The organism is Kitasatospora sp. NPDC048540, from assembly GCF_040651175.1.
Lineage (GTDB): Bacteria > Actinomycetota > Actinomycetes > Streptomycetales > Streptomycetaceae > Kitasatospora.
This window is the reverse complement of the sequence record NZ_JBEZIR010000068.1, coordinates 33282-45320: the sequence shown is the minus strand read 5'-3', so window position 1 is coordinate 45320 and position 12039 is coordinate 33282. Positions and strand designations below refer to the sequence as shown.

The following is a 12039-nucleotide window of genomic DNA, read 5'->3' as shown; positions in this document are numbered from 1 at the left end:
GACAAGCAGGTCGACCCGGCCAACGGCCTGAACGGCTGGAACATGACCTGGAAGTCCGGCGGGCCGAGCCGTTGGCGTACGGGGGCGGGCGGCGGCGCCTGACGGGTGGTCGGGCCGCTCACCCGCGGGCATGCCCGCGGTCAGGACTCCTCGGTCAGTTCGCGGGCCCGCTTGACGTCGTCGGCCATCCGGTCGAGCAGCGCCTCGATGGACTCGAACTTCTCCATGCCCCGCAGGTAGGCCAGGAAGTCGACCGCGACGTGCAGGCCGTACAGGTCGAGGCCGACCCGGTCGATGGCGTACGCCTCGACCGTGCGGGCGGTGCCGTCGAAGGTCGGGTTGGTACCGACCGAGATGGCGGCGGGCATCCTCTCTCCTGGGCCGCCGTCGGGCAGCCGGGAGCCGTGCGCCGGTACGGTCAGCCAGCCCGCGTACACGCCGTCGGCCGGGACCGCGCTGTGCGGCACGGTGTCGACGTTGGCGGTCGGGTAGCCGAGTTCGCGGCCGCGCTGTGCGCCGCGCACCACCACGCCCTCGACCCGGTGCGGGCGGCCGAGCACCTCGGCGACCCCGGTCAGGTCGCCCTCGGCGACCAGCCGCCGGGCCAGCGTGGAGGAGAACGGCTCGCCGCCGCCGGCCGCACCGCGCACCTGCAGGTCGAGCACCTCGACCTCGAAGTCGTCCGCCCGGCCCAGCTCGGCCAGCAGCGCCACGTCACCGGCGGCCCGGTGCCCGAAGCGGAAGTTCGGGCCCTCCACCACCAGGCGGGCGTGCAGCGCCTCCACCAGCACCTGGCGGACGAAGAACTCCGGCGACTCCTTGGAGAACTCCAGGGTGAACGGCAGGACCAGCACCGCGTCCACGCCGAGTTCCTCGATCAGCTCCGCCCGGCGCGGCTGCGGGGCCAGCAGCGGCGGGTGGCTGCCCGGCCGGACCACCTCGCTGGGGTGCGGGTCGAAGGTCACCACCACCGACCGGGCGCCCAGCTCGCGGGCGCGCTCGACCACCCGGCTGATGATCAGCTGATGACCGCGGTGCACACCGTCGAACGATCCGATGGTGACGACGCTGCGTCCCCAGTCCCCGGGGATCTCCTCCAGGCCACGCCAGCGCTGCACCCTGACCGCTCCTCGTTCCCTATGCCGTGGTTACCGTGCCCTGCACGACCAGGCGCACTCGAACACCCAAACCTGAACCCCTATAGCGTGCCATGCGCCCGACCCTGCTCCGGCACCGGAACGGCCGCTGAGCGCGGCGCCGGTGCCCGGCCGGTGCGTTCGGCCCGGACGGCGGCGTACTGCGGGTCCCCGCCGGCGGCGGCCAGGCTCCGCATCCTGGTCACCAACGGCCCGGCGGGGGGCGGGGGTTCGTCCGGCGGCCAGCCGGCCAGCAGGGCGGCGAAGGCGGCCGAACGGCCCGCGCAGCGCACCAGCAGGGCGTCCGCGCCGGGCCACCGGGCACCGAGCCGCCGGACCAGCTCGCGCAGCCGGGCCGGCCGGTACTGCCCCACCCGGTCCACCAGCGCGGCCAGCACCGCCCCGAGCACCTCAGGGTCCCGCTCGGCCGCCAGGACGGTGTCCAGCAGCCACCCGCGCTCCGGGTCGCCCGGCGCCACCAGCAGCAGGGCGAGGGCCCGGCGGGCGCCCGGCGGCGCGGTGATCACTCCGGCCAGCAGCGGCTGCACGTCCCGGCCGAGTTCCAGCAGCCGGTCCAGGTACCCCGCCAGCGCGGCCGGCAGCGGGGTGCGTTCGGGCTGCCGGCGCAGCAGCGCGGCCACCAGTTGCATGCCCTGCCGGGCGACCTGCGGGTCGGCCGCCTCGGCGAGCACCCGCAGCGCCGGGCCGGCGGCGCCCCGCGGCCGGGCCAGGCGCTCCCGAAAGGCCGTCAGAACGGCCTCGGGGTGGCTGTCCAGGGCGGGGGCCAGCACCTCGGGGGTGACGAACGGGTCGTCCGCCAGGTACGCGGACAGGGCGTCGGCCAGCCGGGCGCTCCTGGTCGCCGGGTCGCGGACCAGCAGCGCGAGCGCCGCCCCGTGCAGGGCCGGCTCGTCCTCCCGGGCCAGCAGCGTCCGCGCGGTGTGCCGCAGCAGCCGCGGCCCGGGTCCGCTCGCGTGCGGGGCGGTGCGCAGCGCGTGCACCGCGGCCGCCACGTGCCGTTCCGGCCGCGGGTCGTGGCTCCAGCGGTCGACGGCCCGGCAGAGCGCGGAGGGTTCCTCGGCGGCGAGCAGTCCGAGCAGGGCGTCGGCCCGCAGGTGGGCAGCGGCCACCAGGGCCTCCGTCAGGTCGTCCAGCGCCAGCCTGCGGTGGGCGAACAACAGCTCGTGGGCGGCCTCGGCCGCGGCGGCTGCGGCCGCCTCCTCGGCGGCGCCCGGTCGGTGGCCACCGGGCTCCCGGCCGTCGGCGCGTCGGCCGTCGGCGGGTCGGTCGTCGAGCCATCCGCACAGCAGCGGGATCACCGTGCCCGGCGCCGCCGTGAGCAGCGCGGCGGTGACGGTACGGAAGGTCTGCCCGGGTCCGTCCGTGGCGACCAGCCGCCGCAGCAGGGCCAGCCGGTCCGCCGGTGCGAGCGACAGCGAGGCCCAGAACTCGGGGCCGAACCTCGGGTCCCGGCCGGCCCGCTCGGCGAGCCGTTCCAGCAGCACGCGGTGCACCCCGGCATCGGGCACCGTCGGCAGCACCGCGGCCAGCAGCCGCCCGGCCCACCAGTCCCGTTCGCTGCCCGGCTCGGCCGACTCGAGGGCGGGCCACAGCCGTTCCAGCCGGCCGTCCGGCGCCGCGGCCGAGCCGTCCGCACCGGCGCCGCCCGACCGCCCGAGCGCCGCCACCACCGGGCCGACCCGGTGCCGGGGCACACCGTGCGGCCCTTGTCCGCCCGCCCTCGTACCGTCCTCCCCCCGCTCACGCTCCCCCGGCCCGTCCTCCTCCGCCGACCGGGCGTCCCCCGGCCCGACCCTGCCGGGCGGCGGTGGACCGCCGGCGTCGTCCCCGGGCCCGCCGGGGCCGGGGGGTACCTCCGGTACGTCCGGAGCCCGCTCGGCCAGCAGCAGCCGCAGGGCCTCGTCCAGGTCGAGGTGCAGACTCTGCAGCCAGTCCGCCTGTTCCTCGTACGCCGTCCGGAAGCCCGGTCCGGCCGGTACGAACAGCCCCTCGGTCAGGACCGCCGCGGCCCAGCCCCCGGCCACCGGGAAGAGCCGGTCGAAGTCGGCCGCGTCCAGGCCGCCGTGGCCGGTGCCGAGCATCAGCCTGGCCGCCTCGTGGACCCGCCCGGCCATCACGGCCGCCAGCCGCCGGATCCGGCCCGCGTCCTCTCCGGGCGGCGGCGGGGCGCCCCGGCGGTGGGCGCCCTGCCGGCGCGGCCCGGCCGCGGCGAGCCGTCGGGCGGCCCGCAGGCAGAGCAGGTCCAGGTGGGCGGCGAACAGTTCGTCGCGTCCGGGCACCGGCCCGGCCACCCCCGCCGCGTGCAGCTCGCCGGCCAGCCGGACGGCCAGCGGGTGCACCGCGTCCGCCGGGTCGAGCCAGCCGGGCGGCAGCCCGTAGCGGCGGGCGGCGCGCGCGGCCGCGTCGGCGGGCAGCGGGCCCAGCCGGTGCACGTCGGCGCCGGGGTGCCAGCACGCGAGGCGCTCCCAGCCGTCCGGCCGGGCGGCGGTCAGCAGCCGGGCGCCGGTTGCGGCCAGCCATTGCGTCCCGGCGGCCAGCCACTCGGCGGTGGGTGCGGCGGGGGCCTCCTCCGGGCCGTCCAGCACGACGAGCAGCGGGCGCCGGGCGGCCGTGCCGAGCGCCGCCGCCGGGTCCGGTCCGGGTGCGGGCACGCCGAGCAGGGCGGCGGCGCGGGCGAGGGCGCGTCCGACCGGGGCGGCCAGCGACTCGTCCCCGGGGTCGAGGTCGGCGCCGCGCAGCCACAGCGTGGGCAGCGCGTTGGGGCCGGTGGACCGGCGGACCGCCAGCGCGGCGATCTCGGTGGTCCGGCCGGTCCCGGGTGCGCCGAGCAGGACGGTGACGGGCCGGCGCGGCTCCTCGCCGCAGATGCCGTCGGGGCGGTCGACCCGGTCCGCCGCCAGGTCGGCGATCCGGCCGGGCCCCGCGGTGGCGCTGCCGAGCTGGACGGCGGCCAGGCGCAGCAGTCCGGCCAGGTTGAGGGCGCGCCCGAAGGCGGGTACCTCGGCGGCGTTGCGCTCGAGCAGCTCGGCGAGCGGTCCGGCCGTGGTCGCTCCGGCGGCGGACGCACCCGCCGTGGACCCACCCGCCGTGGACGTACCGGCGGTGTCCGGGCCGGCGGTGTCCGGGCCCGGCCGGATCGGGGCGGCCGCGATCAGGTCGGGCCGGCCGAGGCCGCCGCGCAGGATCAGACCGGGCGTGACCACGGCGAGCACCGCGCCGGTGTCGGCGTCCAGTACCGGGCTGCCGGCCGGCGGGACCGGTCCGGGGCGGTCCGGCCGGATCAGCAGGGCGCCGGCGACCGGATGGAAGTCGTCCTGCCACGGGTACCCGGCGGCGCAGCGGCCCAGGACCCCGCCGGGCCGGGGCCGCTCCCCGGCCTCCTGGAGCATCACCACCGGCCCGCCGCCGAGGTCGCCGCCCTCGTGGGGGCCACCCCCGTGGGCGCCGGTGCCGTGGGCGAGCGGGAGCGCGGGCCCCGGCAGGCCGCCGACGGTGTCGGTGCGCAGCAGCGCCAGCGCCTGCCCGGGCAGCAGGTCGATGCTTCCGGCGCCGAGCACCCGGCTCTGCCCGCCGGGGGTGTGCAGCACCACCCGGGCGAGTCCGGCCACCACCTCGTGCGCAGTGACCACCGTGCCGTGCCGGTCGGCGACGAACCCCAGCCCGCGCAGCCCGCCGTCCAGGTCCCGGACCAGCAGCACCGCCTGGGCCGGGTCCGCCGCCGCACCGGTGTACCTCCCGGCCATGTCGCCCCGCCTCCCCGCGCCGGGCCGGCCGGGCGCCGGACCGGGCCCGGCACGGTTGCCGTTCTCGCGGCGGGGAGCCTGCCCAGCCCGGCGGGCGTACCACCGCGCCCACACAGTTCACCACGGGCTTTCGCCTCGCGCGCTCCCCCGTGCGGATGAACCGGAGGCGGATCGGGAGGCGGATCCGGCTCCGCCGCCGCCCACCCCGCTCCGCTCCGGCCCCGCCGCCGCCCGCCGCGCCCCGCACGGCGACGGCCCGCACGCCGACGGCCGCCACCCGGGAGCGGGCGGCGGCCGTGGCGGGGGCCGGGTACGGGGTGCGGGGTGCTGTCAGCCGACGAAGACGGCCACCGGGCGGGCGCTGCCGCCCTTCTCCTCCACCAGGGCCAGGAAGCGCCCGTCCGGGTCGAAGACCGCGATCGGGCCGTCCACCCCTAGTCCGGGGGCGGCGAGCTTCATGCCGTTGGACAGCAGCCGGGCCTGGTCGGCGTCGATGTCCCAGCGCGGGAAGGCGGCGTCGGCGGCCTCCGCGATCGGCAGCACCTCCAGCTTCTCCTCCAGCTGCTCCAGCGTGCGGGCCGACTCCACGCCGTACGGGCCGACCCGGGTGCGCCGCAGTGCGGTGAGGTGGCCGCCGACCCCGAGGCCCTCGCCCAGGTCGCGGGCGAGCGCCCGGATGTAGGTGCCGGAGGAGCACTCGACGGTGACGTCCAGGTCGATCACCGGGGTGCCGTCCTCGGCGAGCGCCGTCCGCTGCCCGTGCGCGGTGAAGGAGTGCACGGTGGTGGGCCGGGCGGCGAGTTCGAAGTCCTCGCCCTCGCGGACCCGCGCGTAGGAGCGCTTGCCGTCGATCTTGATGGCGCTGACCTTGGACGGGACCTGCATGATCTCGCCGGTGAGGGCCGCGATCCCGGCGTCGATCGCCTCCCGGGTCACCGCCCCGGCCGAGGAGGAGGCGGTGACCTCGCCCTCCCGGTCGTCAGTGACGGTGGTCTGGCCGAGCCGGATGGTGGCCTCGTAGGTCTTGGCGGTGAGCATCAGGTGCCCGAGCAGCCGGGTGGCCCGCTCCACCCCGATCACCAGCACTCCGGTGGCCATCGGGTCGAGCGTGCCGGCGTGGCCGACCTTCCTGGTGCCGGCCAGCCACCGCATCTTGGCGACCACCCCGTGCGAGGTGATGCCCTCCGGCTTGTCGACGATGACCAGGCCGTCCGGGCCGGTTCCCTTGCGCTTCATCGGTTCTTCTCTGTGCGGGTGACGGATGTGCGGGTGACGGATGGGGGTGCGGCCGGCCCCGGGTGGCAGGCGGCGGCCACGGCCGGAGGCTCCGGCCCGGGGCTACGACGTGCGGTCCAGCGCCGCCCGGAACCGGTCCACGGCGGCCGCCACGTCCTCGCGCACCGCGAACCCGGCGGCGTACACGTGCCCGCCGCCGCCCAGCTCCGCGCAGGCGGCGGCGACGTCCACCGCGCCCCGGGAACGGCTGGAGCCGCGCAGGGTACCGTCCGGGTCCTGCTTGAGCACCAGCGCGACCTCGGCCTCGGCGGCCCGCCGCACGACGTCGATCAGGCCCTCCAGCTCCTCCACGGTCACGCTGTACAGCACCAGGTCCTGGTACGGCACCCAGGTCCACACCAGCCCGCGGCCGCCGGCCTGCTCGGGCTCGTAGCGGGCCCGGTCCAGGGCTGCGGCGAGCACCTTGAGGTAGCCGAAGGAGGAGGTGTCCCAGAGCTGCCGGGAGATCTCGTCGTGGCGGATCCCGGTGGCCAGCAGCCGGCCGGCCAGCTCGTGGGTGGCAGGGGTGGTGGCGGCGTACCGGAACGAGCCGGTGTCGGTGGCGACGCCGGTGTACAGGCAGGTGGCCAGCTGCTGGTCGAGCGGCACGCCGAGGCGGCGCAGCAGTTCGTCGACCAGGACGGCGGTGGCCGGTGCGGCCGGGTCGATCAGCCGGTGGGTGCCGAAGCCGGGGTTGGAGGCGTGGTGGTCGATGACCACCAGCACCGGCGCGGCGAAGGCCTTGTCGTGGAGCAGCCCGAGCCGGCTCTCGGCGGCGACGTCGAAGCAGACCACCAGCTCCGGCACGTCCGGCACCTCGGCGGCGGGCACCAGCAGCTCCTGGCCGGGCAGGAAGGACAGCGACTGCGGGATCACCTGCGGGTGGTCGCCGAAAGAGACCCGCACCTGGTGGCCGAGCGAGCGCAGCGCGAGACCGGCCGCCAGCGCCGAGCCCAGCGCGTCACCGTCCGGGTTGATGTGGCAGATCAGGTCGATCACCGGGGCCCGGACGATGGCCGCGACGGCGCGCTGCCACTCGTGCTCCAGGCCCGGCTGCTCCGCCCGCGGGCCCGGAAGCACCGCGAGGGCGCCCTCCACCGTGCTGGTGGAGGCCGCCCCCGTGATGTCGCCGGCCGCTGCCGGCTCGCCGGCCATGACTACTCGTCCTCGTCCGCGTCGTCCTGCTCGGAGCCCGGCACCCGGTACGGGTCGGCGTCCCCGGCGTAGCTGGCGCCGGCGGCGGCGGTGCGCACCGCCGCGTCGGACTGCCGTGCCCGGTCGAGCAGGTCGTCGATGTTCTTGGCGTTGTCCGGCAGCGCGTCGGCGACGAAGGTGAGCGTCGGGGTGAAACGCACCCCGGTCTGCTTGCCGACCTCGGAGCGCAGCACGCCCTTGGCGCTCTCCAGCGCCGCGGCGCTGGCCTGGCGCTCCGTCTCGTCACCGTAGACGGTGTAGAAGACGGTGGCCTCGCGCAGGTCCCCGGTGACCCGGGCGTCCGTGATGGTCACGTAGCCCAGGCGGGGGTCCTTGATCCGGCGCTGCAGGGTCTCGGCCACCACCACCTGGATGCGGTCTGCGAGCTTGCGCGCCCTTGCGGTGTCGGTCACGTTGCCTCCTCGTGCGGTGGGCTCGGTATCCGGGAGAACACTCGCCCGGGTGGGGCCCATGCCCCAACGTACCTGCCCGCGCCCAGCCTTGTGGGCGCTCTCGGTCCTCGGCTCTGTGACGGTGGCGCCTGGGCACCACCGTCGCCGCTCTCAGTCATCGTCGCTGTTGTGGAACCGTCTCCTCGCGGAGAGCAGCTGCACTTCGGGGCGGCCGGCGACGAGCCGCTCACAGCTGTCCAGGATCTCGGTCACGTACCCGGCTTCGCCGGACACCACCGCCAGGCCGATCTCGGCCCTGCGGTGCAGCTCCTGGTTCCCGGTCTCGGCAGCGCACACGCTGTACTTGCGCTGCAGTTCGGCCACGATGGGCCGCACGATCGAACGCTTCTCCTTCAGCGAGTGGACGTCGCCGAGGAGCAGGTCGAAGGTGAGTGTTCCAACGAACATGTGGACAGGTCTCGCCGACCTGAAGGCCTCGTAGCAACCACCCCGGAGGGCGGACGTACGTGGACCCTACACAGCGAGACCGGGGCCGGTCGACGGGAATTCACCCCCGCCGAACGGCCCCGGCCGACACCGACTAGGCGCGCGGCTTCTCGCGCATCTCGTAGGTCTCGATGACGTCCTCGACCTTGATGTCGTTGAACGACCCCAGGGTCACACCGGCCTCGAAGCCCTCGCGGACCTCGGTCGCGTCGTCCTTGAAGCGGCGCAGACCCTCGATGTTGAGGTTCTCCGCCACGACCTTGCCGTCGCGCAGCAGGCGGGCCTTGGTGTTGCGTCGGATGACGCCCTCGCGGACGAGGACACCGGCGATGTTGCCGAACTTGGAGGAACGGAACACCTCGCGGATCTCCGCCGAACCGAGGCGGACCTCCTCGTACTCCGGCTTGAGCATGCCCTTGAGGGCCGCCTCGATCTCCTCGATCGCCTGGTAGATGACCGAGTAGTACCGGATGTCGACGCCCTCGCGCTCGGCCGCGGTACGGGCACGCCCCTCGGCGCGCACGTTGAAGCCGATGATGATGGCGTCCGAGCCCATCGCCAGGTCCACGTCGGACTCGGTGATGGCACCCACACCGCGGTGCAGGATCCGGAGCTCGACCTCCTCGCCCACGTCCAGCTTGACGAGGGCGTCCTCGAGGGCTTCCACCGAACCGGAGACGTCACCCTTGATGATGAGGTTGAGCTTCTCGATGCTGCCGGCCAGCAGGGCCGCCTCGAAGCCTTCGAGCGAGACCCGGACGCGGCGCTGCGCGAAGGACGCGTTGCGGTCGCGGGCGGCACGCTTCTCGGCGATCTGACGGGCCGTGCGGTCCTCGTCGACGACGATGAAGCTGTCGCCGGCGCGGGGCACCGAGGTGAGACCGAGCAGCAGGACCGGACGGGACGGGCCCGCCTCGGCGATGCTGTTGCCGTTCTCGTCCAGCATGGCGCGGACGCGGCCGTAGGCGTCGCCGACCACGATCGAGTCGCCGACGCGCAGCGTTCCGCGCTGCACGAGCAGGGTCGCCATGGCACCGCGGCCCTTGTCGAGGTGGGCCTCGATGGCGATGCCCTGCGCGTCCTGCTCCGGGTTGGCCCGCAGGTCGAGCGAGGCGTCCGCGGTCAGGACCACGGCCTCCAGCAGCTGGTCGATGTTCAGACCCTGGCGCGCGGAGATGTCGACGAACATGGTGTCGCCGCCGTACTCCTCGGCCACCAGACCGAACTCGGTCAGCTGACCGCGGACCTTGGTCGGGTCGGCACCCTCGACGTCGATCTTGTTGACCGCGACCACGATCGGCACACCGGCGGCCTTGGCGTGGTTGAGCGCCTCGACCGTCTGCGGCATGACACCGTCGTTGGCCGCGACCACCAGGATCGCGATGTCGGTGGACTTGGCACCACGGGCACGCATGGCGGAGAACGCCTCGTGACCCGGGGTGTCGAGGAAGGTGATCGGACGCTCTTCGTCGTTCACCGTCGCGGTGACCTGGTAGGCACCGATGTGCTGGGTGATGCCACCGGCCTCGCCGGCCACCACGTTGGTCTTGCGGATGGCGTCCAGCAGGCGGGTCTTACCGTGGTCGACGTGACCCATGACGGTGACCACCGGCGGACGCGCGACGAGCATCTCGTCGTCGCCCTCGTCGGCACCGAAGTCGATGTCGAACGACTCCAGCAGCTCGCGGTCCTCGTCGTCGCGGCTGACGATCTCGAGCACGAAGCCCATCTCGCCGGCCAGCAGCTCCAGGGTGGCGTCCGAGACCGACTGGGTCGCGGTCACCATCTCACCGAGGTTGAACATCACCGAGACGAGCGCCGCCGGGTTGGCGTTGATCTTCTCAGCGAAGTCCGTCAGCGAGGCACCGCGCGACAGGCGGACGGTCTGCCCGTTGCCGCGGGGCAGCATCACACCGCCGACGGACGGGGCCTGCATGGCCTCGTACTCCTGGCGCTTCGCCCGCTTCGACTTGCGACCACGGGCCGGACGGCCACCGGGGCCACGGCCGAACGCACCCTGCGTGCCACCACGGGCACCCGGGCCACCGGGACGGCCGCCGAAGCCACCGGGACGGCCACCGCCGCCGCCGAAGCCGCCACCGCCGCCGCCACCGGGACGGGGGCCGCCGAAGCCGCCGCCGCCACCGGCCGGACGCGAGCCCGGACCGGCCGGACGGCCGGCGAAACCGGGACGGGCGCCACCGGCACCGGGCGCACCGGGACGGGCGCCGGGGCCGCCACCCGGGCGCGGGCCCGGACGCGGGCCGGGACCGGCCGGACGCTGCGGCATCATGCCCGGGTTCGGGCGCGGCATGCCGGACGGGCTGGGAGCACCCGGACGCGGGCCGGCCGGACGGGGCATGCCGTCGGGACGCGGGGCACCGCCACCGGGACGCGGGGCGCCACCGGGGCCGGCCGCGGGACGCGGACGGTCGCCACCGGGACGCGGGGCGCCACCGGGGCCGCCCTGACCCGGACGGGCCGGACGGTCACCGGTCGGACGCGGACGCTCGCCGGCACCCGGGGCGCCACCCTGACCCGGACGGGCCGGACGGTCGCCACCGGGGCGCGGACGGTCGCCGCCGCCCTGGCCGGCCGGGCGCGGGGCGCCGGGACGGGCCATACCGGTGTTGCTGGACGTGAACGGGTTGTTCCCCGGACGCGGACCGGCCGGACGCGGGCCCGGACGGGCCGCGGGGTTGGCCGGACGCGCGGCGGCCGGACGGGCCGCCGGAGCGGCCTCGCCACCGGCCGGGGCCGGGGAGGAGAACTCGGCCGCGGGAGCGGCCGGGGCCGCCGGAGCCGCAGCGGCGGCCGGAGCCGGCGCAGCCGGACGGGCAGCCGGACGCGGGCCGGGGGCCGGCGCGCCCGCGGGCTTGGCGGGGGCGGCCGGCGCCGGGGCGGCGGCCGCGGGGGTGGGACGGGGACCCGGCGTCGCGGCGGGCCGCGGGCCGGGGGTGGGGGCACCCGGACGCGGCGCGGAGGCGCCGGCGGCGGGCTGGGGCGCCGCGGGCTTCCGCGGGCCAGGCTTGGCGGACGCGCCACCGGACGGCGGCGTCGCTCCCAGAGCATCAGTCAACTTGCGCACGACCGGCGCCTCGATCGTCGAGGACGCCGAACGGACGAACTCACCGAGCTCGGTGAGCTTGGCCATCACGGCCTTGCTCTCCAAGCCAAGTTCCTTGGCGAGCTCGTATACCCGGACCTTAGCCACTTCACTCCTGTCTATGAGTCCGGGGTGGTCGTCCGCCGGACTGTCGCTACTTCATGGGCGTACTCATCGCGTACTCATCGAGTGCTCATCGCAATCTCGACCTACTTCCATCTCGCGAGGTACCTGACGTGACGCACGGCGTGCCGCCGCCGTGCGCTGTGTGCGTCCTGCTGGTGATCTGTCTTCTCAAGGCGTCGGCGAACCGCCCGCCCGGTCCTCGACACAGGCCCGCAGTGCGTCGGTGTCGAGCGAACCCTGGAGCCGGAAGGCCCTGGGGAACGCCCGGCGGCGTACCGCGAGGTCGAGGCAGCCCGGCTCGGGGTGCAGATGCGCACCCCGGCCCGGCAGTGTGCCGCGCGGATCGGGGACGCACACGCCCTCGATCGCAACGACACGCAACAGCTCGTGCTTGGCCGCTCGCTTGCGGCAGCCCACGCAGGTGCGTTCCGGGCATGCTCGGACAGGCGTCCGGCCAGACAGAATCAAGTCTACCCCTCCGAAGGGACATGACGCCGCCCCGCCAACCGGCGGTGGGGGCTGGGGTGCTGAACCGCGGG

Annotated in this window: 8 protein-coding genes; all 8 read right to left on the bottom strand. The window is 75.8% G+C overall.

Going from position 1 to position 12039, the window contains the following annotated elements; all coding sequences use genetic code 11:
• Positions 1-140: 140 nt before the first annotated feature.
• The 8 genes from AB0D08_RS24585 to AB0D08_RS24550 all read right to left on the bottom strand — a co-directional run bounded on the left by AB0D08_RS24585 (position 141) and on the right by AB0D08_RS24550 (position 11962).
• A complete protein-coding gene (locus AB0D08_RS24585; RefSeq protein ID WP_033823879.1) occupies positions 141-1118 on the bottom strand; it encodes a bifunctional riboflavin kinase/FAD synthetase in 978 nt (325 codons plus the stop codon).
• A gap of 80 nt (positions 1119-1198) precedes the next feature.
• The gene (locus AB0D08_RS24580; protein ID WP_359891592.1) at positions 1199-4900 is read right to left on the bottom strand and encodes a serine protease; all 3702 of its coding nucleotides are present in this window, start codon (positions 4898-4900) and stop codon (positions 1199-1201) included.
• A 330-nt stretch (positions 4901-5230) separates the two neighbouring features.
• A complete protein-coding gene (truB, locus tag AB0D08_RS24575) occupies positions 5231-6136 on the bottom strand; it encodes a tRNA pseudouridine(55) synthase TruB (protein ID WP_359891589.1) in 906 nt (301 codons plus the stop codon).
• Between the two features lie 102 nt (positions 6137-6238).
• Positions 6239-7330, bottom strand: coding sequence for a bifunctional oligoribonuclease/PAP phosphatase NrnA (locus AB0D08_RS24570; protein WP_359891586.1), 1092 nt, complete (start codon positions 7328-7330; stop codon positions 6239-6241).
• A gap of 2 nt (positions 7331-7332) precedes the next feature.
• Positions 7333-7782, bottom strand: a complete 450-nt coding sequence (gene rbfA / locus AB0D08_RS24565) for a 30S ribosome-binding factor RbfA (RefSeq protein ID WP_359891583.1) — start codon at positions 7780-7782, stop codon at positions 7333-7335.
• Positions 7783-7932: 150 nt separating this feature from the next.
• Positions 7933-8229 (bottom strand): DUF503 domain-containing protein, encoded by a 297-nt coding sequence (locus AB0D08_RS24560; RefSeq protein ID WP_033819666.1) that lies wholly within the window; start codon positions 8227-8229, stop codon positions 7933-7935.
• A 133-nt stretch (positions 8230-8362) separates the two neighbouring features.
• The gene (gene infB / locus AB0D08_RS24555) at positions 8363-11482 is read right to left on the bottom strand and encodes a translation initiation factor IF-2 (protein ID WP_359891582.1); all 3120 of its coding nucleotides are present in this window, start codon (positions 11480-11482) and stop codon (positions 8363-8365) included.
• Positions 11483-11668: 186 nt separating this feature from the next.
• Positions 11669-11962, bottom strand: a complete 294-nt coding sequence (locus AB0D08_RS24550) for a YlxR family protein (protein ID WP_082526840.1) — start codon at positions 11960-11962, stop codon at positions 11669-11671.
• Positions 11963-12039 lie beyond the last annotated feature (77 nt).